General features: G+C 59.3%; 18 protein-coding genes and 2 pseudogenes. 14 read left to right on the top strand and 6 right to left on the bottom strand.

Annotation, left to right across the window (positions count from 1 at the left end):
• Window positions 1–77 precede the first annotated feature (77 nt).
• The 3 genes from AAEQ75_RS01110 to AAEQ75_RS01120 all read left to right on the top strand — a co-directional run bounded on the left by AAEQ75_RS01110 (window position 78) and on the right by AAEQ75_RS01120 (window position 3,645).
• Complete coding sequence (locus AAEQ75_RS01110) at window positions 78–827, top strand: OB-fold protein (protein WP_343350632.1); 750 nt, start codon at window positions 78–80, stop codon at window positions 825–827.
• A gap of 729 nt (window positions 828–1,556) precedes the next feature.
• Window positions 1,557–2,039 (top strand): hypothetical protein, encoded by a 483-nt coding sequence (locus tag AAEQ75_RS01115; protein ID WP_343350633.1) that lies wholly within the window; start codon window positions 1,557–1,559, stop codon window positions 2,037–2,039.
• Between the two features lie 349 nt (window positions 2,040–2,388).
• Window positions 2,389–3,645 carry a hypothetical protein gene (locus tag AAEQ75_RS01120; RefSeq protein WP_343350634.1) on the top strand — a complete coding sequence of 419 codons (1,257 nt, stop codon included), beginning with the start codon at window positions 2,389–2,391 and terminating at the stop codon, window positions 3,643–3,645.
• Between the two features lie 350 nt (window positions 3,646–3,995).
• On the opposite strand, the gene istB is transcribed toward AAEQ75_RS01120, so the two are convergent.
• Window positions 3,996–4,799, bottom strand: coding sequence for an IS21-like element ISPst3 family helper ATPase IstB (istB, locus tag AAEQ75_RS01125; protein ID WP_013983152.1), 804 nt, complete (start codon window positions 4,797–4,799; stop codon window positions 3,996–3,998).
• Window positions 4,792–6,295, bottom strand: a pseudogene (istA, locus tag AAEQ75_RS01130) (IS21-like element ISPst3 family transposase). The gene istB and the pseudogene istA overlap by 8 nt, the downstream one beginning before the upstream one ends.
• Window positions 6,296–6,472: 177 nt before the next feature.
• On the opposite strand from istA, the pseudogene AAEQ75_RS01135 reads away from it, so the two are divergent.
• Window positions 6,473–7,586 (top strand): annotated as a pseudogene (locus AAEQ75_RS01135) (hypothetical protein).
• 67 nt (window positions 7,587–7,653) lie between these two features.
• Here the strand turns inward: AAEQ75_RS01135 and AAEQ75_RS01140 are convergent.
• Complete coding sequence (locus AAEQ75_RS01140) at window positions 7,654–8,208, bottom strand: hypothetical protein (RefSeq protein ID WP_343350635.1); 555 nt, start codon at window positions 8,206–8,208, stop codon at window positions 7,654–7,656.
• Between the two features lie 192 nt (window positions 8,209–8,400).
• Between AAEQ75_RS01140 and AAEQ75_RS01145 the strand changes: the two genes are divergently transcribed.
• The 4 genes from AAEQ75_RS01145 (at window position 8,401) to AAEQ75_RS01160 (ending at window position 12,249) form a co-directional block, all read left to right on the top strand.
• Window positions 8,401–8,898 (top strand): LEA type 2 family protein, encoded by a 498-nt coding sequence (locus tag AAEQ75_RS01145; protein WP_343350636.1) that lies wholly within the window; start codon window positions 8,401–8,403, stop codon window positions 8,896–8,898.
• Between the two features lie 17 nt (window positions 8,899–8,915).
• Entirely contained in the window at window positions 8,916–9,110 is a 195-nt protein-coding gene (locus AAEQ75_RS01150; RefSeq protein ID WP_039964455.1) for an SEC-C metal-binding domain-containing protein, read from the top strand.
• 7 nt (window positions 9,111–9,117) lie between these two features.
• On the top strand, window positions 9,118–9,582 hold the full coding sequence (locus AAEQ75_RS01155) for a DUF2489 domain-containing protein (RefSeq protein ID WP_343350637.1): 465 nt from the start codon (window positions 9,118–9,120) through the stop codon (window positions 9,580–9,582).
• A gap of 153 nt (window positions 9,583–9,735) precedes the next feature.
• Window positions 9,736–12,249, top strand: coding sequence for a penicillin acylase family protein (locus AAEQ75_RS01160; protein ID WP_343350638.1), 2,514 nt, complete (start codon window positions 9,736–9,738; stop codon window positions 12,247–12,249).
• A 265-nt stretch (window positions 12,250–12,514) separates the two neighbouring features.
• Here the strand turns inward: AAEQ75_RS01160 and AAEQ75_RS01165 are convergent, their stop codons facing one another.
• Window positions 12,515–13,207, bottom strand: coding sequence for an NUDIX domain-containing protein (locus AAEQ75_RS01165; RefSeq protein WP_343350639.1), 693 nt, complete (start codon window positions 13,205–13,207; stop codon window positions 12,515–12,517).
• A gap of 142 nt (window positions 13,208–13,349) precedes the next feature.
• Here AAEQ75_RS01165 and AAEQ75_RS01170 point away from each other — a divergent pair, with 142 nt between their 5' ends.
• From AAEQ75_RS01170 to nadE, 3 genes are read left to right on the top strand one after another with little or no spacing between them, the layout of a single operon-like run.
• Complete coding sequence (locus tag AAEQ75_RS01170; RefSeq protein ID WP_343350640.1) at window positions 13,350–13,994, top strand: nicotinamidase; 645 nt, start codon at window positions 13,350–13,352, stop codon at window positions 13,992–13,994.
• Entirely contained in the window at window positions 13,991–15,190 is a 1,200-nt protein-coding gene (pncB, locus tag AAEQ75_RS01175; RefSeq protein ID WP_256834926.1) for a nicotinate phosphoribosyltransferase, read from the top strand. The genes AAEQ75_RS01170 and pncB overlap by 4 nt, the downstream gene beginning before the upstream one ends.
• Before the next feature lie 10 nt (window positions 15,191–15,200).
• Window positions 15,201–16,028, top strand: coding sequence for an ammonia-dependent NAD(+) synthetase (gene nadE / locus AAEQ75_RS01180; RefSeq protein WP_343350641.1), 828 nt, complete (start codon window positions 15,201–15,203; stop codon window positions 16,026–16,028).
• A gap of 62 nt (window positions 16,029–16,090) precedes the next feature.
• Here nadE and dcd read toward each other — a convergent pair whose 3' ends face one another.
• Window positions 16,091–16,657 (bottom strand): dCTP deaminase, encoded by a 567-nt coding sequence (dcd, locus tag AAEQ75_RS01185; protein WP_343350642.1) that lies wholly within the window; start codon window positions 16,655–16,657, stop codon window positions 16,091–16,093.
• Window positions 16,658–16,957: 300 nt separating this feature from the next.
• On the opposite strand from dcd, the gene AAEQ75_RS01190 reads away from it, so the two are divergent.
• A complete protein-coding gene (locus tag AAEQ75_RS01190) occupies window positions 16,958–17,167 on the top strand; it encodes a cold-shock protein (RefSeq protein ID WP_004423761.1) in 210 nt (69 codons plus the stop codon).
• A gap of 398 nt (window positions 17,168–17,565) precedes the next feature.
• Here AAEQ75_RS01190 and apbC read toward each other — a convergent pair whose 3' ends face one another.
• The gene (gene apbC / locus AAEQ75_RS01195; protein ID WP_343350644.1) at window positions 17,566–18,654 is read right to left on the bottom strand and encodes an iron-sulfur cluster carrier protein ApbC; all 1,089 of its coding nucleotides are present in this window, start codon (window positions 18,652–18,654) and stop codon (window positions 17,566–17,568) included.
• Between the two features lie 162 nt (window positions 18,655–18,816).
• Here apbC and metG point away from each other — a divergent pair, with 162 nt between their 5' ends.
• The gene (metG, locus tag AAEQ75_RS01200; protein WP_343350645.1) at window positions 18,817–20,853 is read left to right on the top strand and encodes a methionine--tRNA ligase; all 2,037 of its coding nucleotides are present in this window, start codon (window positions 18,817–18,819) and stop codon (window positions 20,851–20,853) included.
• 21 nt (window positions 20,854–20,874) lie between these two features.
• Window positions 20,875–21,642 (top strand): DUF4349 domain-containing protein, encoded by a 768-nt coding sequence (locus AAEQ75_RS01205; RefSeq protein WP_343350646.1) that lies wholly within the window; start codon window positions 20,875–20,877, stop codon window positions 21,640–21,642.
• Window positions 21,643–21,747 lie beyond the last annotated feature (105 nt).

The raw sequence follows: 21,747 nt of genomic DNA on the forward strand, positions 1-21,747 counted from the left end.
TGGGTAGCCCTAAATGTGGCATCGCCTAGCTTTATCACGGCATACTGCCACTACAAAAATCTGCAAAGGAATGCCCTATGGCTCTCATCCAGTGCTACGAATGCGATAAGACTGTTAGCAATGCTGCGACGGCCTGCCCACACTGTGGTGCTCCTGTTAAAAACGTCACTGGGCAACCCTCGCCGCCTACTCAAGAGCGTTGGAGCGAAGCACCACGAGCAACGAAGTCTCGTAAAGTTAGCCTCGCTTTAATAGTGGGAGTTATATTCGCCCCCTTCATATTTTCGTGGCTGCTGGTTAGAAAAGGATATTCGGTAAATGCCCGAACCGCAGCATTTGTATGGCTGGCGGTCTATATGATTCTGCCTTTTCTTCCTAGCAACCAAACTTCGTATAACTCAACCTCCCCGGAAAGCTTTGCCGCGCGAGAGGCAAGGGACACCGCTAGAAAGAGAGAAGAAGAGGCCAGGCTACTTGCCGCAGCAACAAAACAACGCGAAGAAATATCAGCCCTTAAGCTTTATCACGCAGAAGACCTTGTGCGGGCTTATGAAGAAAACACAGTAGCTGCCGATAAAGTCTTCAAAGCTAGAAAATTTAAAGTTTCCGGCACTGTATCCGATATAAACACGGATTTGTTTGGCGACCCCTACATCACCCTAGAAGCAAGCTCTAGGATATTCGGGAAGCCTCAATTTAAATTCAGCAAAGACCAACTAGATGAGCTGGCCACACTGCGAAGAGGAATGCAGTTAGTGCTTGTGTGCCAGGGCAAAGGTGATGTAGCAAAAACACCCATGGCCGACAAGTGCATGCTCATTAAGTAACCTTTACTTTTTCAGAAATCTAGCCCCGCCTAAGTGCGGGGCTTAACTTTTACAGCAACTGGAAAATATTTAAAAAGCTCTTGACTTTCCGAAACAAAGCTTGACACCATAGATATTCGTGCTATTCTAATAGTGAGGGATAGATTTTTCTCGCAATGAGAAAAAGCAACTTTCTTTACCACTTCCCCTCCTAGCAAAATTCCAGATTTCCAATCGACAGCCCGTCCTCTAACGGTGGTTTGGGAGAGCCCGTGACTGTTGCACACGCTGTCGAATGCAACACTAATTCCCCTGTTCGGGGTCACAGCCTCTCGCCCTGCTGGGCGCACACTGCAAGCGCCTACACCTTTCTTACGGCGAATGGGCAGTGGGGCGAAAGCTGTAGCTCCAACTTATAAACACCTCCTCCTCCTGTGTGTTTACATCGGGCACTTCTGTGCCCTTTGTTTTATCTCATTCCATTGCAGCAATACATGCACCTAATTTTTTAAGGAGACGTACCCCTATGTCCGAAACAATCATTTGCCCAGTCTGTGGCAACCACTTTATCAAGCGTCGTAAGAACCATGTCAGATGCAGCGCGAATTGCAACCTGATCGCCCACAGAGCACGCCAGAAAGCTCTACGCCCTACAGTACCAAGTAACGCAGAGCTGGCGGAAATGCTAGCCGAGCTAACACTGGCAGTACACCAACTAAAAACACAAAACCAAACCACAGGAGTAACACAATGAACCAGACAATCAGCCATGAATTCGACCAAGCAGCACTAGACAAGCTTATCGAAAACCACCTGTCTTTTTATAAGAGCCGAGAAGCTACGCACAGCCAACGCGGTGCAGTGGAGTACGTCAGTGTAGATAACCCGACACAGATGCTACATGCCTACGCCGAAAAGATTAGCGCTGGTTACACACTACACGAAAGCTTCCCGGTAAATGCTCACATGATGAACGGGACGGGGTTTTATTCGTTTTATGTGGTGAAGCCTGCATGCGCTCAGGCCGAGGATATTGCAGCAATCACAGACGCAGTAACTGCCGAGTACAACGAACAGCGTCGTGCAGCTTATGAGGCTCATAAAGCCACTATCGTCGCTGTGTCGTTAGAGATGGCTCGACGTGCAGAAGCCAAGAAAGCCGCAGAAGCTGAAGCGAAGTTGATCGCCAAGCTTGAAAAAGAAGCCGCTCAGGCACTTGGAGATTTTGCTTGATGCTCGCAAACAAGAGACTCAAATGCTTGGGTGAAAACCAATATCTGCACCGCGTGCCGATACAAAGTTGGCACGCCCCTACCCCAGAACACGACGAACGAGAATGTTTGAACTGTTCGAAGCCACATAAAACCGGCACTGAGTTTTGCAGCTATTGGTGCCGAGTAGATTACAAAGCCGCTGCATAAGCGGCCAACCCCAGAGGATAAAGATATGAAAGTTTGCACTTGCCGCAACTGCGGCCATGTCTTCACCGCAACCAAGATTTACCCGTTCTGCTCGGGTGCTTGCCGTCGCGCTTACACATTAATCAATCCAAAACCAACAGTGAACCTAGAAGGAACTGCCAATGTCCACCGAACACAAAACAAAGTTTAAGTACAGCCACAAGTGCCACAACCCACTATGCGGAATTGAGTACGGCACAAACTCAAAGGCAAGCAAAACCTGCTCTGATAAATGTAGACAAGCTTTCAGCCGATCCAAGAAACAATCGCAAGATACCAAACGCCTTTACAGATTTGAAACTTCCCCCTTTGCTCACTTCCTCGCTAAACAATGCATCCGTGCTACCACTGTCCAAGTCGTTCCCCAGTCATTAGAACTACTTCGAGAGCTGCATCATGTTAGTAAGCTGACCAGAAAGGCAGACGGCTACGGCAGTACGGAGCGTTACGCCCTTTGTCACTTGTACCCAGTACGCGGCAAACATGCGGTCGGTACGCTACACCCGAAGAACCTTGTAGTCTCTGATCGTGCATTAAACGCCGAACATAAGAACAGCCTCCCCGCTCAAGGTATTGGCGACTCGATTCTTAGATGCAATCTAGAGCCACGTTGGCAAGTACACCCGGATGCATCCGTGAAAAGCACTATCACTAAGCTGGTGCAGTATCTGGGACAAGATTTCTGTCAACTTGTAGCAGTGAAGTTAAGTTTACAACCTGAAACTCGCACACAGTACTTAGACAAGCTCACCTCACACATGCGTCACCCAATAATGCTGGCCGCAATCGAAGCCGCTGGCTCATTGGAGAAAGTCAAGACTAAACACCTATCACAGATTCTTGTGGCTATCACAGGCAAGAGCACTGGCGGATTCCATGCTGATGATTGGGGCATGAATGTAGGCGAAGTTTTCCTAGCCGAGAGCCAACGCCTAAGCAAGTACTACCCACACCTTGCAGAAGCTCATGACAAGTTTCTCCCATTGCATACACAGCTAATCGAATCCGGCACCTACAACAGCGCTCACTATGTAGACTTAGCCACTCCTGATGATCTTGCCAAAGTTAATCTAGTTTCCCGCCTAACCTTCGATCTTTTCCACGGTGCAACATCGCTGGAAGCCTACTGCCATGCAGTAGGCATGGAAGTGTCACACTCTTTGAAGAGGATACATAGGAGACGTTTACGTCGACACTCCCCACACTGTACTTCCCCCATGTCTATATCCCTGCGTCACGTCATGCGTGACAGCCTCTCTCCCTCTTTAAGGAAAAACATATGTCCACTGAAAACTTTTACGCTGCTGGCCAGCGCCAGTTTCCAACCCTGGAACAACAACAGGCGTGGTACGCCTCTTATAAAGAGACAACCCCGTTAGTACGCCTAGCCGCTGACGATCCTAGCGACGACTGCGAACCAGCTCTCTACGTAGACCAGCTATTTGCGGCTTCAGGGATTGCCCTACGTGGCGAGTACAAGCCGCACATTAGACGCGGCCCAGGAAGGCCCAGAAAACACCCCGTAAAACCATGAGTGTTGGCGCTGATGGAAAATTGACCCACCCTGCCGATTGAAATTTGACCCAGGGCGGATTGCTGATTTTGTTACCAGCAACTGTGGATAAGTCTACCAGCGCAGCTGCTTTTGAACCCACTCCCTCGCTGTCCCAGTTCAGCTGTTGAAGACCTGCCACATGCAGCCATGCAGCAGGCCGTCGTCACCATGAAATCAGAACGACTCATCGTCCTCCGGTTCCTGGCCGCCCTTACGCTTTCGCTCCCGTGATTTGATCTTGGCCTGGGCCGCCAAGCTACTGTGTTGCAGGCGATAGGACTCGTTACCGGTTTCGACGATGTGGCAGTGGTGGGTCAGCCGATCCAGCAGGGCGGTGGTCATCTTGGCGTCGCCGAACACGCTCGACCATTCGGCGAAGCTCAGGTTGGTGGTGATCACCACGCTGGTGTGTTCGTACAGCTTGGACAGCAGGTGAAACAGCAACGCACCGCCAGCCTGGCTGAACGGCAGATAACCCAGTTCGTCGAGGATGACCAGATCCATGCGCAGCAGTGCCTGGGCGATCCGCCCGGCTTTGCCGTCGTGTTTTTCGCGCTCCAGCAGATTGACCAGATCGACCGTGGAGTAGAAGCGCACGCGCTTACCGTGCCGGGTGATGCCGGACACGGCCAGCGCGGTGGCTAGGTGGGTTTTGCCGGTGCCTGGGCCACCGATCAGCACCACGTTCTGCGCGGTGTCGGTAAAGCTCAGGTTGGCCAGCTCGCTGATCAAGCGAGCGTCGGCGCTGGAGGCGCTGAAGTCGAAGCCGGCCAGATCGCGGTGCATCGGCAGCTTGGCCATGTTCATCTGGTGGCTCACCGAGCGCATGGCGCGATCTGTGTGCTCTTGTTCCAGCAGGTGTTCGAGCAGCCACTTGGACGAGGCTGTGTTCGACTCACCCTGTGCAGTTAACTCCGCCCAGGCCGTGGCCATGCCGTGCAGGCGCAGCTCCTTGAGTTCCGCCATCAAATCACGCATGACCGACCCCCTCGGCCTGGCCACGCAGGCGGTCGTAGCGCGCCGTGTTAGCGACGGGGGCTTCCTTGAGCGACAAGTGGGTTTCGACGCTGGGTGGTGGTTCGGATGCTGTCAGCCGTGCCACGACATTGAGGATGTGTTCGGCGCTCAGGCTGCCGCTCTCCAGTACCAGCTCAACGGCTACCAGCACGGCATCGAGTCCGGCGACCGGTACGGCAGCCAGGACTTGCGCCATGATCCGGTCACCGCCGGCATGACGCCCCAGACCGTGCTTAAGCTGACGCAGCGGCGCTGGCAGATCAGCAAAGGGCGCGCCGTTGCGCAGCCAGCGCACCGGGCTTGCGTTCGATCAGCGGGAGGTAGTGCTGCCAGTCATAGCTGACCTGGTCGCGATCCAGCAAGCGGACATGGCTGGCGATCAGCGCGTCGTCAGCCACCACCTCGATTCGCGTCGGATACAAACGGCTGCTGACCCACTTACCCGCGTACTCACATGGCACCGAGTAGCGGTTGCGCCCGACGCTGACCAGGCAGGTGCTGGAGACCCGCGCAGGCCGCTCGACGTAACCGTCGAATGGCGCTGGCACAGGCATCAGTTCAGCGCGCTCCAACTCCAGCACTTCGGCTACACTCAGCCCGCTGTATTGAGGGTGCGTCAGCTCGTTCCAAAGCGCGCGGCAGCGCTGGCCCAGCCAGGCATTGAGTTCCTCGAAGGAGTGAAACTGGCAGTCCTGGGCGTCTAGCCAGATGCGCCTACGGCTGTCTTGCACGTTCTTTTCAACGATGCCCTTTTCCCAACCAGCGGCGACGTTGCAGAAGTCCGGATCGAACAGGTAATGCGCGCACATCACCGCAAAGCGTGCATTCACCGCCCGGCCTTTGCCCTTATTGACCTTGTCGACGGCGGTCTTCATGTTGTCGTAGATGCCCCGGCGCGGCACGCCGCCCAAGGCGCCGAACGAGCGTGTATGGGCGTCAAATAACATCTCATGGCCCTGGCTCGGATACGCCACAAGCCAGAACGCACGGCTGGCACACAGCTTCAGATGTGCCACCTGCATACGCCGGTAAATGCCGCCGACCAGCAAGCCTTCCTCGCTCCAGTCAAACTGAAACGCCTCGCCAAGAGCAAAGGTCAGCGGCACAAAGGCCTGCGACGCCTTGCCCTGTCCCCCTCGCCAGGCACGGATAAACGCGGTGAGCTGGCTGTAGCCACCGTCATAACCTTCGGCTTTGATTTGCGCCAACAGCGCCTTGGCACTGCGCCGCTGTTGCTTGGGGCGCAGCGAATCGGCTTTTAGCGCCTGCTCTAGCGTGGCGTGAAAAGGGCTGAGTTTGTTAAAGATCGCGCGGCGTTGGTACACCGGCTGCTTGGCCTCAGGTGCTCTGACCCACTTGCGAATCGTGTTGCGCGCCAACCCGGTGCGCTTGGCTATCTCATGCAGCGACAGCTTGTCGCGGAAATACATCCGCCGAATTTTGCCCATCATTTCCATACTGATCACCCTGTGTTCTCCTGCTCAAAAATTGAGCAGAAGCAGTTGAACACCTGGGTCAGTTTTCAGTCGGCAGAACAGCCTCTACTGGGTCAGTTTTCGGTCAGCGGCAACAGTTAATCCTGCTTTCTGCTTCAGTTGAAACGCCCCGCGAGGACACTCAACAAGGAGAAAGCCATGCACAAGAAAAGTCGTATCGCTCTTATCCTGGCCGGCCTGCTAGCAGGCTGCGCCAACCAGCCCGGCGGGCTGCAAGGGGAAACGCTGGATCTGGGTGACAGCCAGCGCGTCAGTCGCCTGTTCGCCTACCCGAACAACTGCAGCGTGATTGCTACCGCGACTGGACGCAGGAACAGACGGTTGAACACTACCTGCAACAGAGCCTGACGCGCGATGGTTACCCCCAGGCCAACGTGCGCGTAACACGCAACGGGGAGCGCATTCATGCCATCTTCGACGGCGCGCCAACGGACTACGGCAAGCCGCTGCTGCAATTGCTCGATACCGGTGACCTGGCCTATCAGGGCGCCAGCCAGCTGAATCGTGACGGTAAATGGCAGTACAACTGGTACTTCTTCCTGCCCCTGGGCATGGCCCTGGAGAACCGCAAGAGCGTCGAGTTGCTGCACTTCCCGCCGGACTACTCACTGACCCAGGCTCAGGATTACCTGCGTTCGAGCACCACAGACCGCTGGGCCTCTCTGTTCGGTTTCAATGGTGTACAACCAGAACACACACCCGCTTATCAGACCATCGTCGACTTCGCTCCGATTGCCGCCCCAGCCAGTGCTGGCAGTGTTCTGGAAGGCGTCTATGGCTACTTCACCAGCTATCAACGGCGCATGGTCAGCGAGCTCAGCGTCGGCCCGGGAAATACCAGTCTGCCGATGGTCGCCTTTGGTGCGCCGGTGCGCAGTTGGATCACTCAGCAATACGGAGTGAATCTGCCGGTGCTGGGCCTCGGCCAGATAGAGGCGAGGCCTGGACAGCAGGTCCCCGTGCTCGGCGCCAATCATCCAAGCTATATCTGGTATGCGGCCGATCCTGCCAACAACAAGGGCAGCGAGGCCGCCGCCAACGCAGCAGGGATCAAGGTCATGGGGCAGGATCTGAGCGCCGCCTGCTGGCAGGCCAACATGGGCCGGCAACCGGCAGTTGATCCGCTGCAAACGCTCAATACCTGCACAGAGAAATGGCAGGTGACGGAGAAACTGCAAACCTGCGAGCCGTTCTTCACCAGCGTGCGTAACCTCAAACTGAAGAGGCCGCAGCCAAGTGCAAGGCGGGCTAGCAGCCCTGAGCGCAAAAACGCCGTGGTTGCCTGGGCAGCTCACGGCGCTTGATTGCCTGCAGGACAATCAATCCTGCAGTTTCAGGTGCGAAGTATCCGGCGCAGGAGCGGCAGCTGCAGGCTTGGCTTGCCCCATATCGCTACCGACGGGGGCCAGACTGAACTGCGAAAGATCGACCTGTGGTGCTGCAGCGTCGGGTCTGGCGTCTTGCAGATTGCTGCCCACCGGAGCGATATCGAAATCCGGGGCATCAACATCACTGAACGCGGCCATGTACTCATCTCGTGGAGCGACCTGCAGGCGACCCGGCCTTGTCGCAGCGGGGATGACTACCGGCGCAGGTTCCGACTGTACGGGCGGTGGAGGAGCCAGCTCGATCTCCTCGATCACCACATCCATATCGACGACCTCGACCCGAGCGCCGGCCCGCTCCAGGGTCGCACGGTATTTTTCCGCGGCAGCGGCATCGAGGTTGTTCTTGATCACGATGCGACGCCCAGAGAACAACTGGGCAATGCGCTGAGCATCGGCCTGGAACAACTTGGCCATATTGGCTTTGACCAGCTCGGGCTGGGCGCCCGGCACTAGTTGCCCGGAGAAGGCGATCTCGTAGCGACTCATGGTCACACTCCTGTCCTATTCGCCGCTCAGTATGGCGCAGGTTCCTTTGCCCCGACACTGCAGGCTTCTCATTCATGCTCTCCCGAACCTCGACAGCACCAGACCACCCGACTAACTCATTGAAAATAATGAGTGCTTACCCGTTGCAGCCAAGCGCTTGCTTGTTACACTGAGCCGCAACGGGGGTATGAAATGCTTTCTCAGGCGCAAATGATAAGAATTATCATCCTATTGATGTTTTTTGGCCTGCTTTCAGGCCTGACAGGATGCTCCACCTGGATGACAGGTGGCTTCAAGGACCCGGACGTCCAACTCATCAAAGTTGATGTGGTCAAGGCCAGGCTGCTCGAACAGGAGTTCCGCCTGCGCTTTCGAATCGACAATCCCAACGGCGTCAGCCTGCCGGTGCGTGGGCTGGACTACAACGTCCATCTAAACGGCATCCAACTGGCCGAGGGCTACTCCAACGAGTGGTTCACCGTGCCCGCTCACGGTCGTCACACTTTCGAAGTACCGGTGCGCACCAACCTCTGGCGTCATGTGCGACAGATCGTCAAAGCGCTGGAAAAACCGAACGAGCCAATTCGCTATAGCCTCAAGGGCCAGGTAAAAACCGGTATGTTATTCGGCCGCAGCGTGCACATGGCGCGTAATGGAGAGATAATTCCCGGCGATTTCATCCCCGAATAACCTGCATGAGTAACACCATGAGCAACCAACCCCACGTCCACGGCCCTGACTGCAACCATGACCACGATCATCACGATCACGACCATGTGCACGGCCCGCACTGCAACCACGGCCATCAGGAGCCCGTGCGCAACGCGTTGAAGGATGTCGGCCGTAACGATCCTTGCCCGTGCGGCAGCGAGAAGAAATTCAAGAAGTGCCACGGCGCCTGAACCGCGCATGGATGCTCTGAGCCTCACACTACTCCTGACCGGCCTGCTGCTGATCGCGGCGCTGGCCGCCTATGCCTGGCACCTGTGGCGCCGCGTATGGGCAAACCAGCGCGCGCGCGACGAAGCACAGCAAGAACGCCAACAACGTATCGGCGGCGATCTGAACATTCTCGCCAGCAGCCTGCTCGACGAGCAGTTGCCGCTGATCGAAGGAGCCATCCGCATCAAGGTGCTGCTCGACAACTATGACAGTGCCTTGAGCAATGACAGCCGTTGCCAGGTGTTCCATCTGCTCTTCGAGGCTACCGCCGAGGTCCCCACGCACGCGGGCTGGAAAGCGCTGGACAAGGCCGAACGGCGCCGCTTCGAGAAACGCTTCACCGAGCTGGAACTACAACACAAGGCCGCCGCGCGTGTCGCTGCACGCTGGCTGCTGGATGAAGGGTTGAAGAGGCCTCAGGCGAGCGTCTGAGAGCACTTTCAGCGCAGCATTGCCAGCACACAGCAGACTTTCAACAGTTCTCAGGCCTCTTGCCAGAGAGGCCCCAGCCTCATTACCTTGGCGCCTTTGTGGCCGGTCCCTGCGTGACTGGCCTCGACCGTCCGCACACCAAGGAAATTCGCCATGCGCACGCTGGCCTGCCTGACTCTCGCCGCCTCACTGACCAGCCTTGCCGGCTGCCAGTCCCTGCTCAACAGCCGTTATGCCGACAGCGTGCCACCCACCCGCGGCGTCGAGCGCATTCAGGGCGTGGCAGAAAGTGCATCGGTGCGACGCAATGCTCTCGGCATGCCACTGATCGAATCGAGCAATTTCCACGACGCCCTGTTTACCCTGGGCTACGTGCATGCAGGTGATCGTCTCAGCCAGATGGTCGGCATGCGCCTGCTGGCTCAGGGCCGCCTGGCCGAAATGGCAGGGCCCGGCGTGCTGGAAATGGACCGGTTCATGCGCGCGGTCAACCTGAAAAAGAGTGCGGAAATTCTCTACGCCGACGCCTCGCCACGCTTGAAGCGTTTCTTCGAAGTCTATTCGCGCGGCGTCAACGCCTACCTGTTCCGCTATCGCGATCGCCTGCCGATGGATCTGGCCGAATCCGGCTACCGTCGCGAGTACTGGAAGCCCGAGGACTCGGTGCTGTTGTTCTGCCTGCTCAACTTCGGTCTGGCGGTGAACATGCAGGAAGAGATCGCCGCGCTGACCATGGCCCAGCGCGTGGGCACCGACAAGCTGCCCTGGCTGCTGCCGATCTACCCAGACGAGCCGCTGCCCTTCGCCGAAGCAGAAAAACTCGCCGGTCTCGACCTCAAGGGCCAGCTACCGGGCCTGCAGGCGATTTCCCGCACCGCGGCGCAGATCGCCGAACAGCACATGCTCGGCGTCGCCGCCTCGAACAACTGGGCCATCGCCCCGCAGCGCAGCCGTGGCGGCAAGAGCCTGCTGGCCAATGACACACACCTGCCGCTGAGCATGCCCTCGCTATGGAGCTTCGTGCAGATCCGCTCGCCCAAATACCAGGCCGCGGGCATCTCCCTGGCGGGCGTACCGGCAGTAGTAGCCGGCTACAACGGCAAGCTGGCCTGGGGCATGACTATGGTCATGGGTGACAACCAGGACATTTATCTGGAGCGCATCAAACGCGAAGGCAGCCGCCTGATGTACCAGGCCGACGGCAAATGGCTGCCGGTCGCCGAACGCCAGGAGACCTTCTTCATCAAGGGCCAACGCCCGATTCGCGAAACGCTTTACGAGACCCGTAACGGTCCGCTACTCAACTCGGTGCTGGGCGAACGCAAGCATATGCTGCAGCCCCTGGCTCTGCAGAGCGGTTACGGCCTGGCGCTGAAAACCACGCAGTTCGAACGTGACCAGAGCCTCGACGCCTTCTTCGACCTGTCGCGCGCGCAGTCGGTGGACCAGGCCTTCGAAGCGACGCGGGAAATCCGCGCCATGCCGCTGAACATCGTCTTCGCCGACGCCCAGCACATTGGCTGGCAGGTCACCGGCCGCTACCCGAACCGCCGCGAAGGTCGCGGCCTGCTGCCCTCCCCTGGCTGGGACGAGCGCTACGCCTGGGATGGCTTCGCTGACCCGATGCTCCACCCCTACGATCAGGACCCGCCGCAAGGTTGGCTGGGTACCGCCAATGAGCGCAGCGTGCCGCCCGGCTACGGCATGCAACTGTCCAGCTCCTGGTACTACCCGGAGCGCGCCGAGCGCATTGCCGAGCTGGCCGGCAATGGTCGTCACGATGGCCGCAGCATGATCGCCATGCAGTACGACCAGACCTCGCCCTTCGTCGCCAAATTGCAGGCCATGTTCAACGACCCGGCCATGCACGACTCGTTGCGCCAGGCCATCGCCGCCCTGCCGGCTGGGCAACGCGCACGTGCCGACGAAGCGCTGAAACGCCTGCTGGCGTTCGACGGCAAGCTCGCTGCCAGCTCTGCTGATGCCGCCATCTACGCCGCCTTCCTGCATGAGAGTGCGCGACATATCTTCCTCGACGAACTGGGCCCGGAAGACAGCCCGGCCTGGCAGGCATTGGTGCAAACCGCCAACACCTCCTACTCGGCGCAGGCCGACCATCTGCTCGGCCGCCCCGACAGCCCGTTCTGGAACGACATCCGCACGCCCGAACAGGAAGACAAGCCGACTATCCTTGCCCGCAGCCTGGCCGCCAGCATCACCCTGCTGGAGAACCGCCTCGGCACGGAGCGGCGCAACTGGCAATGGGGCAAGCTGCACACCTACGAGTGGGTGACCGATACCACGCGCATGGCGCCCTACATGAGCGCCAGCCAGCGCACCAGCATCAATGCCTTGAAAGGTTATCTGGATCGCGGCCCCTATCCGGCCGGCGGTGACCACAGCACGCTGAACGTTTCGGCCTACGCCTGGGGCCAGGATTTCAATACCTTCCTGGTCCCGGCGATGCGCATCGTGGTGGATTTCGCCGCCGACGAGCCGTTGGTCGGCGTCAATAGCTCAGGCCAGTCCGGCAACCCGGCCAGCCCGCACTATGCCGACGGCATCGACTCATGGCTCAAGGGCGGCTACATGAGCTTTCCGTTCAAGTCGGAAAACCTGGACAAGGTCTATGGCAACCAGCGCCTGCTGCTGATGCCGGCCAAATGACGACCGTTCGTCGGGGTGCTCTGAACCATTTCTGCGGCCCCCGACTCTGAGTAATCGACTTACTCCATAGATCATCGTTTTAAGGCGCCTCTGGCGCCTTTTCTTTTGCCTGCAAAAAAGATGGCATTTCTACATCACGAAATGAACTTTCTCGCCAGAGCAGGTTCAGAACCTATGCATCGATTGAAATGCTCCCCTGGCGCCTCTGGCGCCTATTTTTTTGCCCGCAGTATTCCCCTGAGTCGCTACGGGTACACGAAGGTTGCTAGGCCAGCAGGTTGCGGTCGAAGACGAACACTTCAGCCGCCAGCGGGCGATGCTCCAAAAGATTTTGTGGCCGCCCCATCTTCGGGTAGTTCTTCTCGCCGGTCTCGCTGATCCAGCCCTGGGTCTTCATCCGTTCCAGCCGTCCGCGCAAGGTGGTGTGCTGTACCGGCTCGCCCAGGCAGGCCTGGAAGGCCCCAAGTGCTTCGGTCACGGTAAAGCGCGGCGCCAGCAGATACAGCGGCAGCGAGCTATAAACCGACTTGCCCCGCAGACGCTCGGCCGCCAGACGCACCAATTGCGAATGATCGAACGGCAATGCCTGCTGCGCGGAAGTGACGGCGGCCAGCTCGACGAACTGCAGATGCTCATCCTGCGGCACGACGTCAGGCGCCAGCAGCGCCAGGTAACAGGTGCTCAGCGACCAGCCACGCGGATCACGCACGCCGTTGCCCACCGTGGTCACCTGTTCCAGGTACTGCGGTTGCAGACGCGCCTTGTCCGCCAGGGCACGAGCGGCGGCGGCATCCAGGCTGGCATCGGCGCGACGACCATTGACCAGCACGCCTGGTAGCGCCCACTGCCCCATATAGGGCTCGCGCTGGCGACGCAGCAGCAGCACCTGCAATCTGCCCTCTTCGCTTAGACGCAAGGCGACGATATCCACCCCGGCCAGCACTTCCACTGCACTCATCCTTCCATTCACCTCCGCCATGGACTTATTTCATCTTGACCAATAATTCGCCTTCTTTCACGTATGAATTGGTAAAAACGCTTGACTACATATTTCATCAGATGAAATATGTAGTCACCCAAGCGCAGTAAGGAGGCGCACCATGAAGATCGCCAGCTTCGACGTCGACGCCCAGAAAGGCTTCACGCCACTTTGTCCCAACGAGCTGCCAGTTCCCGAGGGGGACCTCATCGTCCCCGAGCTCAACCAACTGGCAGAGCGCGCTCAGTTGCGCGTCGGCAGTAAGGATGCCCACAGCCCGCAAGCCGCCTGGGTGGTGCCGGACCACGCACAGATGCTGCAAGCGCTGCCGCTGGCCAATGCCGATCTGACCTGGGTCAGCCATTGCGTCCCCGGCACACCTGGCTTCGAACTGCTCGACGGCTTGCCTGCGCCACTGGACTATGACTACTTCGTGTGGAAGGGCGTGGAGCCCGACCTACATCCTTACGGCGCCTGCTACCACGACCTGGCCGAGAAGCGCAGCACGGGCGTGATCGAATTTCTTCGGCAAAATGGCGTCGACCTTGTATTGGTTGGCGGTCTGGCGCTGGACTACTGCGTCAAGACCACCTCCCTGCAACTGCGCCGCGCCGGCTTCGAGGTAATCGTGTATCTACCGGCCTGCCGAGCCATCGCCAGCGAAACCGCCGAAACTGCCTGTATCGCCATGGGCGAGCACGGCATCACACTTGCCGCCAGCCTGGAACAGCTGGACAGCGTCATAGCCAAGGAGAACCCGCGATGAGCGAGAGCATCTTCGCCGAGCGCACCGTGCAGAACCTGCTGGACACCGACTTCTACAAGCTGACCATGATGCAGGCGGTGCTGCACAACTACCCCAACGCCGAAGTGGAATGGGAGTTCCGCTGCCGCAGCAGCGAGGATCTGACGCCCTACCTGGCCGAGATTCGCTACCAGATCGAACGTCTCAGCGAGCTGAGTCTAAGCGTCGACCAGCTCGCCTTTCTTGACAGCATTCCCTTCATCAAGCCCGACTTCATCCGCTTTCTGAGTTTGTTCCGCTTCAACCTGCGCTACGTGCACACCAGCATCGAAGACGGCCAGTTGAACATCCGCCTGCGCGGTCCCTGGCTGCACGTGATCCTCTTCGAAGTACCGCTGCTGGCCATCGTCAGCGAAGTGCGCAACCGCTATCGTTACCGCGAAGTGCTGCTCGAACAGGCCGCCGAGCGCCTGTACGAGAAGCTCGATTGGCTCAAGGCCGAAGCCTCGCCGAGCGAACTGGCCGGCTTCCAGCTGGCTGATTTCGGTACTCGCCGGCGCTTCTCTTACCGCGTGCAGGAGCAGGCGGTGCATATCCTCAAGCGCGACTTCCCCGGGCGCTTCGTCGGCACCAGCAATGTGCACCTGGCCCGCGAGTTCGACCTCAAACCCATTGGTACCATGGCCCACGAATGGTTGATGGCACACCAGCAACTCGGCCCGCGGCTGATCGACAGCCAGATCGCCGCACTCGACTGCTGGGTGCGCGAATACCGTGGTTTGCTTGGCATCGCCCTGACCGACTGCATCACCATGGATGCCTTCCTGGCCGATTTCGACCTGTACTTCGCCAAGCTCTTCGACGGCCTGCGCCATGACTCCGGCGACCCACTTGTATGGGCGGAAAAAGCTATCGCCCACTACGAGAAACTCGGCATCGACCCCAAAAGCAAGACCCTGGTGTTCTCCGACGGACTCGACCTGCCCAAGTCGCTGCAGCTCTACCGTGCACTTTCCGGGCGAATCCACGTAAGCTTCGGCATCGGCACCAACCTGACCTGCGACATCCCTGGCGTCACTCCGATGAACGTCGTGATCAAGATGACCGCCTGCAATGGTCAGCCGGTGGCGAAGATTTCCGATACGCCTGGCAAGACCCAATGCCGCGACGAGAATTTCGTCAGTTACCTGAAACACGTCTTTCGCGTGACCCAGTGAGGACCCAGACATGAGCAACCGCCAAGCCGAAATCGCCGCCGCCCTCGACGTCGTGCCACCGTTCGCCGACGACGCTGCGTTGAGCGCTGAGATCGAACGGCGCAAGACCTTTATCAAGAACACCCTGAAGAATTCCGGCCTCAAGGTGCTTGTGCTGGGTATCAGCGGTGGCGTCGACTCGACCACGGCCGGGCGTCTGGCTCAGCTCGCGGTCGAGGAATTACGCGCCGAGAGCGGCGATAGCGCCTATCGCTTCATCGCCGTGCGTCTGCCGCACAACACCCAGCATGACGAGCATGACGCACAGGATTCACTGCAATTCATCCGTGCCGACGAGAACACTACAGTCAACATTGCTGATAGCGTCCACGGCCTGGCCCAGCAGGTCAGCCACCTGGAGCAACTAAGCCATGTCCGACGCGACTTCGTACTGGGCAACGTCAAGGCCCGCATTCGCATGGTCGCCCAGTTCGCCATCGCCAACGCCAACAACGGCCTGGTGATCGGCACCGATCATGCCGCCGAGGCAGTGATGGGCTTCTTCACCAAATTCGGTGATGGCGCCTGCGACCTGGCCCCGTTGTCTGGCCTGGTGAAGAAACAGGTACGCGCCATCGCCGCACATCTGGGCGCACCTCAGCATCTGGTGATGAAAACGCCGACTGCCGATCTGGAAGAACTGCGCCCGGGCAAACCGGACGAGGAAGCCCATGGCGTGACCTATGCCGAGATCGACGCCTTCCTGCATGGTGAGACCGTCAGCGTCGAGGCCTATGCCACCATCGTGCGCACCTACGACGCCACCCGCCACAAGCGCGAGCTGCCGCTGGTGCCTTGATCGCAGAGGGCAGAAACGAAGAAGCCGGGCAATGCCCGGCTTCTTCGCATCAGGAGGTTCGATCAGGCCTTGGGCAGGGTTACACCGGTCTGCCCCTGGTACTTGCCACCGCGATCGCGATAGGACACCTCACAGGCCTCGTCGGACTGCAGGAACAGCATCTGCGCCACACCTTCGTTGGCATAGATCTTCGCCGGCAGGTTGGTGGTATTGGAGAACTCCAAGGTCACGTGGCCTTCCCACTCCGGCTCCAGCGGCGTGACGTTGACGATGATGCCGCAACGCGCATAGGTGCTCTTGCCCAGGCAGATGGTCAACACGTCACGCGGAATACGGAAGTATTCGACGGTACGGGCCAGGGCAAAGGAGTTAGGCGGAATGATGCAAACGTCGCTCTTGATGTCGACGAAGCTCTTCTCATCGAAATTCTTCGGGTCGACGATGGCCGAATGGATGTTGGTGAACACCTTGAATTCATCAGCGCAGCGTACGTCGTAGCCGTAGCTGGAAACACCGTAAGAGATGACGCGGCTATCGTCGGCACCGCGTATCTGGCGCTCGACGTAGGGCTCGATCATGCCGTGTTCCTGGGCCATGCGGCGAATCCACTTGTCCGATTTGATGCTCATGGCGAGGTGTCCTGAGTGGGCTATTGCAAGAAAAGTGAGCGCATCTTACCGATGCAGGCGCCACGCTTCAAAGAGCGCAGCCTCCAGCGCCGGAGATTATTTGCAAAAAAGGTGCATCGACTATTCGCACTTGGCGATAAAAACACGTATGGTGTCCCCACTGTGCTGCATGTGTCACCGCGAATCGCTACTTGATGCCTAGATCTCGATCCAAACATCGTCCGACTCCTAGTACTCGTTGCACTCAGTCCCGGCCTGGGCTTTTCCAGGGCTGCTATTACTTTTGTTAGGAGACATCACATGTCCAATCGTCAGACTGGCACCGTTAAGTGGTTCAACGATGAGAAAGGCTACGGCTTCATCACCCCGCAATCCGGTGACGACCTCTTCGTACACTTCAAAGCCATTCAGAGCGATGGTTTCAAGAGCCTGAAAGAAGGCCAGCAAGTGACTTTCGTGGCCACCCGTGGTCAGAAAGGCATGCAAGCTGAGGAAGTTCAGGTTGTCTAACCTGAGCTGACCTGCTTGAAAAGAGCCCCGCCTAGTGCGGGGCTTTTTTATGGGTGTTTGCACGCCCTGTAGGAGCGGATTTATCCGCGATTCGCGGCTGAAGCCGCTCCTGCAAAAGCAGGAAAGGCTGCCAGAGCAGCTTTTCGTAGGAGCCCCGCCCCGGGGCGAAGCTTTTCAAATGTGCGCCGCTCTGATTCGCGGCGGGGCGCCGCTCCTACAAATTCGATACTCCGACGCTTGAACTAAGTCGGGTGGTAGAGCTGCGCAGGATGCCCACGTCGCAGGGCAATTGGAAAGCCAAGCCAGAACCGAGTCGCCTGCATTGCCCTCTCCCGCCCTTCGGGCACCCTCTCCCATAAATGGGAGAGGGTCATCAGAAAGCCGCTGCGCGGCTGCTGTTAATCCTCGCTGATCTCGATGCTCGGCATCGCCGGTTTACCCGCCAGGGCGATACGTGCTCCGACCTTGCGCGCCAGGTCCTGATAGATCATGGCGATCTGGCTTTCAGGGTCGGCCACCGTGGTCGGTTTGCCGTCATCGGCCTGCATGCGAATGGCCATCGACAGCGGCAGCGAGGCCAGCAGCTCGACGCCATATTGCGCAGCCAGCTTCTCACCGCCGCCCTCGCCAAACAGGTGTTCGGCATGGCCGCAGTTGGAGCAGATGTGCACGGCCATGTTTTCCACCACGCCCAACACCGGGATGTGCACCTTGCGGAACATCTCCACGCCTTTCTTGGCATCGAGCAGCGCCAGGTCCTGCGGCGTGGTGACGATCACGCTGCCAGCCACCGGCACCTTCTGCGCCAGGGTCAACTGGATATCGCCGGTGCCCGGCGGCATGTCCACCACCAGGTAATCGAGATCGTTCCAGGCGGTCTGCGTGATCAACTGCAGCAGCGCACCGCTGACCATCGGCCCACGCCAGACCATCGGTGTGTTGTCGTCGGTGAGAAAGGCCATGGACATCACCTGCACGCCATGAGCTTCGAGCGGCACGAACCATTTCTGATCCTTGACCTGCGGGCGCGTGCCTTCGGCGATGCCGAACATGATGCCCTGGCTGGGGCCGTAGATATCGGCATCGAGAATGCCGACCCGCGCGCCTTCACGCGCCAGCGCCAACGCCAGGTTGGCAGCGGTGGTGGACTTGCCCACCCCGCCTTTGCCCGACGCCACGGCGATCACGTTCTTCACACCGGCCAGGGCCGGCACCTGCGCCTGGCCCTGGTGCGAATCGATCACGCAGTCGACCTGCACCCGCGCGCTGTCGACACCATCGAGATTTTCCAGTGCCATCTGCAGCATCTGCGCCCAACCGTTCTTGAACAAACCAGCGGCATAGCCCAGCTCCAGACGTACGGAAACACGCGCGCCCTGGATGTCGATCTCACGCAGGCAACCGGCGCTGACCGGGTCCTGATCGAGATGGGGGTCGGTGAACTGACGCAGACAGGCTTCGACCGCTTCGCGGGTGACGGCACTCATGCATGAACTCCAGAAGGCAGCGGAAAAACAGGCCGGCATCATAGCAGCAGCACCGCACCATGCGCGGCACATCGAGCATGCTTACCTGCAGCAGGTGGCTTGCAGCCTGCCGCTGCTTTATAGTTGCCGACTTCCCTCGTTTTACCAGTGCAGCCGATCACCATGACCGAAGCCCGCAAGATTCTCGTTACCAGCGCCCTCCCCTACGCCAACGGTTCGATCCACCTCGGCCACATGCTCGAGTACGTGCAGACCGACATGTGGGTGCGCTACCAGAAGCTGCGTGGCAACCAGGCCATCTATGTGTGCGCGGACGACGCACACGGTTCGGCCATCATGCTGCGCGCAGAAAAGGAAGGCATCACACCCGAGCAGTTGATCGATGGTGTACGCGCCGAGCACATGGCCGACTTCGCCGACTTCGGTGTGGACTTCGACAATTACCACTCGACCCACTCCGACGAGAACCGCGAGCTGTCGGCGGCCATCTACCTGGCGCTGCGCGACAAGGGGCATATCGCCACCCGCGCCGTGACCCAGTATTTCGACCCCGAGAAAGGCATGTTCCTCGCCGACCGATTCATCAAGGGCACCTGCCCGAAATGCGGCACCGAGGACCAGTACGGCGACAACTGCGAGAAATGCGGCGCGACTTACTCGCCAACCGAGTTGAAGAACCCACGCTCGGCCATCTCCGGCGCGGTACCGGTGCTCAAGGAGTCGCAACACTTCTTCTTCAAGCTGCCGGACTTCGAAGCCATGCTCAAGCAGTGGACGCGCTCCGGCGCGCTGCAGGAAGCGGTGGCCAACAAGATCGCCGAGTGGCTCGACGGTGGCCTGCAGGAGTGGGACATCTCCCGCGACGCCCCCTACTTCGGCTTCGAGATTCCGGACGAGCCGGGCAAGTACTTCTACGTCTGGCTGGACGCGCCGATCGGCTACATGGCCAGCTTCAAGAACCTCTGCAGCAAACGCCCGGAGCTGGACTTCGACGCGTTCTGGGGCAAGGACTCGACCGCTGAGTTGTATCACTTCATCGGCAAGGACATCGTCAACTTCCACGCTCTGTTCTGGCCGGCCATGCTCGAAGGCGCCGGCTACCGTAAGCCCACCGCGGTCAACGTGCACGGCTACCTGACGGTCAACGGCCAGAAAATGTCCAAGTCGCGCGGTACCTTCATCAAGGCGCGCACCTACCTGGACCACCTGAACCCGGAATACCTGCGCTACTACTACGCCTCCAAGCTGAGCCGTGGCGTGGACGACCTCGATCTGAACCTCGAGGACTTCGTGCAGAAGGTCAACTCGGACCTGGTCGGCAAGGTGGTCAACATCGCCAGCCGTTGCGCCGGCTTCATCCACAAGGGCAACGCCGGCCTGCTGGTTGCCGCCAACCCGGAACCCGAGCTGTGGGATGCCTTCCAGGCCGCCGCGCCGAGTATCGCCGATGCCTACGAGGCGCGTGATTTCTCCCGCGCCATGCGCGAAATCATGGCGCTGGCCGACCGCGCCAACGCCTGGATCGCCGACAAGGCGCCCTGGGCACTGAACAAGGTCGAAGGCAAGCAAGCCGAGGTACAGCAGATCTGCGCGCTGGGTATCAACCTGTTCCGCCAACTGGTGATCATGCTCAAGCCGGTGCTGCCGAAGCTGGCCGCCGAGGCAGAAGCGTTCCTCAATGTGAAGCCTCAGTCCTGGGCCGACCTGGCGCTACCGCTGGCCAACCACCAGTTGAATCCGTTCAACCCGCTGCTGACCCGCATCGAGCAACCGAAAATCGAAGCCATGATCGAAGCCTCCAAGGAAGACCTCGCCGCCGAAGCGCCCAAACCACAAGGCAATGGCGAACTGAGCAAGGACCCGCTGGCTGCCGAGATCAATTTCGACGCCTTCGCTGCCGTCGACCTGCGCATCGCCCTGATCGAAAAATGCGAATTCGTCCAAGGCGCCGACAAGCTGCTGCGCCTGTCGCTGGATATCGGCGACGAAAAGCGCAATGTGTTCTCCGGCATCAAGTCCGCCTACCCGGACCCGAGCAAGCTGGAAGGCCGCCTGACCCTGTACGTCGCCAACCTGGCACCGCGCAAGATGAAGTTCGGCGTCAGCGAAGGCATGGTCCTGGCTGCCGGCCCCGGCGGTGAGGAAATCTACCTGCTCAGCCCGGATAGCGGCGCCAAGCCAGGCCAGCGCGTCAAGTAACTCCAGCGCCAGGAGGCAATGATGAAACCATGGATGGTCGTCCCCCTTCTGCTGATTCTGGCGGGTTGCTCCGATCAATCAGGCACACCGCTCGGCGGTGCCCTGCAGGGTGAACGCAACAAGGCCGGTAGCTACCTGGCCTATGAACACCATGTAGGCATCGAGCTGGCTGCAGAGCAGATCGGCGAGCGGATCGCAGCCACCCGCGAAGCCTGCCTGGCGGAGCGTTTCGGCGCCTGCAGTCTGATCGCCGCGCAGCAGAGCAGCGGCCGTGCACCACGTGGCGAGCTGACCCTGCGTATCGCGCCGGATGGTGTCGAGGCCATCACCGCACTGGCCAGCGAGGGTGGCGAGCTGACCAGCCGCACCACCCGCGCCGAAGACCTGGCCCTGGCCGTTGCCGACAACCGTCGCCAGAATGAGCAACTGCTACGCCAGCAACAGACCCTGCAGCAGTTCGAGAAGCGCGATGGTCTGACCGTCGCCGACCTGCTGGCCCTGGCCCGTGAGCAGGCCGCCCTGGAAGTGCAACTGCAGGCACTGGCGCAGGAAGCTGCCCAACAGCAACGCCGCCTGGATACCAACCTGCTGACCCTGAACTTCAGCAGCCCCTACGAAAGCTCGCCGTTGGGCCGCATCGGTGACGCCTTCTCGCGCCTGACGGACAACCTCGCCGAAGGCACCGCCAACCTGATCGAGTTCATCGGCTACAGCCTGCCCTTTCTGATTGTGCTGTTCCCTGTGGCACTGGGTTTGCGCAAGCTGTGGCGGCGCCTCACCAGCCGCTGAAAAGAGCCATACTGCATGTGACGCGAGGTCGCCGAGGGCAGGCAATTCGCCGCATCCGGCTTGTATGGCCGGAGCGGCTTCCCGATAATAGGCGCCCTTTTCCTA

It is taken from the genome of Pseudomonas sediminis, from assembly GCF_039555755.1.
Lineage (GTDB): Bacteria > Pseudomonadota > Gammaproteobacteria > Pseudomonadales > Pseudomonadaceae > Aquipseudomonas > Aquipseudomonas mendocina_D.